Source organism: Nocardia sp. NPDC057353 (genome assembly GCF_042667085.1).
Classification (GTDB): Bacteria; Actinomycetota; Actinomycetes; order Mycobacteriales; family Mycobacteriaceae; genus Nocardia.
Genome location: NZ_JBHVAK010000140.1, coordinates 1 through 1,281 on the forward strand (window position 1 = coordinate 1; position 1,281 = coordinate 1,281).

Genomic DNA, 1,281 nt, shown 5'->3' on the forward strand with positions numbered 1-1,281 from the left:
GGGACTGCTGCACGAGTTGGTGACGGGTTCGGTCAGGCGGCCTGAGTGGCTGCCGTGGTCATGATCGCTTCGTACTCGATCGGGGTCAATCTGCCGAGCCTGGCTTGGCGACGGCGCCGGTGGTAGGTGCGTTCGATCCAGGTCACGATCGCGATCCGGAGCTCACCGCGAGTGCCCCAGGGCCGGCGGTCGAGGACGTTCTTTTGCAGCAGGGCGAAGAACGATTCCATTGCGGCGTTGTCCCCGCAGGCACCGACCCGGCCCATCGACCCGGCCATCGCGTGAGCATTCACAGCGCGGACGAATTTCCGGGACCGGAATTGCGACCCCCTGTCGCTGTGCACGATGCAGCCGGCGACCTCGTCTCCGGCTGTGCTGCGCCTGGCCGCGGCCGAAGCCAGAGCATCGACGGCGAGGCGCGCCTTCATCCGTGAGTCGATCGAATAGCCCACGATCCGGTTCGAGAACACATCCTTGACCGCACACAAGTAAAGCCTCCCTTCCCCGGTCGGATGTTCCGTGATGTCGATGAGCCACAACCGATTCGGTGCATCCGCGGTGAAATTTCGTGCGACCAGATCGTCGTGCACGGGTGGACCCGACCGACCGCTCTTGCCGCCGCGTTTCTTGCCGAAACTGCTCCACCACTTGTTCGCCGAGCAGATCCGCCACGCTGTCCGCGCCGCCATCGGCTCACCCGCGGCCAACGCTTCGTCGGCCAGGAACCGATACCCGAACTCGGGATCGTCGCGGTGAGCATCGAACAAGGCATTCGCCCGATACGCCCGCCCGAGATCAGCGGCGGTGACCGGCTCGGCCAGCCACCGATAGTACGGTTGGCGCGCGATCTTCAGCACCCGGCACGTCACCGCGACAGCGATCCCGTCAGCGGCCAGCTCACGGACGAGCGGGTAGATCATTTTCCCGGCAGGTTCGCCTGCGACAGATACGCCGCCGCCCGTCGCAGGACCTCGTTCTCCTGCTCGAGCAACCTGATCCGTTTCCGCGCTTCCCGCAACTCAGCGTTCTCGGCCGCGGTTGTCCCCGGTGAGATGCCGTCCTCGACGTCAGCAGCCTTCATCCAGCCGGCCAGGCACGACTCGCTGATCCCGAAATCGGCCGCGATCTGCTTCAACTGCTGACCGGGCTCGCGATTGCGAGCGACCCGCACGACATCGTCGCGGAACTCTCGGGGATAGGGCTTGGGCACGGTGTCCATCCTTCCAGCAGTGCCCCACGGCACCACAGATCAGATGTCACCAACCCATGCAGCAGTCCCCC

Annotated in this window: 1 protein-coding gene; it reads right to left on the reverse strand. The window is 65.4% G+C overall.

The genetic code is table 11. From position 1 onward, the window contains the following. Positions 1-32: 32 nt before the first annotated feature. A protein-coding gene (locus ACFUUZ_RS31685) for an IS3 family transposase (RefSeq protein WP_378702722.1) occupies positions 33-1,210 on the reverse strand; the annotation gives its coding sequence in 2 pieces (ribosomal slippage) (positions 33-923 and positions 926-1,210; 1,176 coding nt in all). Between the last annotated feature and the right edge of the window lie 71 nt (positions 1,211-1,281).